This window comes from Natrialba chahannaoensis JCM 10990 (assembly GCF_000337135.1).
Classification (GTDB): Archaea; Halobacteriota; Halobacteria; order Halobacteriales; family Natrialbaceae; genus Natrialba; species Natrialba chahannaoensis.
On sequence record NZ_AOIN01000066.1, the window covers coordinates 1 to 225 of the forward strand.

1 pseudogene is annotated in these 225 nt (G+C 54.7%); it reads right to left on the reverse strand.

Going from position 1 to position 225, the window contains the following annotated elements:
• Positions 1-225, reverse strand: a pseudogene (locus C482_RS12330) (RNA-guided endonuclease TnpB family protein); the annotation flags it as partial.

The window sequence follows — 225 nt, forward strand, 5'->3', positions numbered from 1 at the left end:
CCAAGAGTGGAACGCTTCAGCGAGTTCTTGCAGAATTCGCTGACTTGACTGCGAGTGTAGGTCATCATAGCGTTCGTGGCTCTTGAGGTACGCGGTGAGTTCGGTGTGGTCTGGAATGTGGTCGATTTCGTCCCAAACGCGTTGAACGGTCCATCGTCCAACGTTCCAGAGTTTGGAGCCGGAGAACCCGAGGGCGTCAAGGTCGTCATCCACTTGCGAGTGATT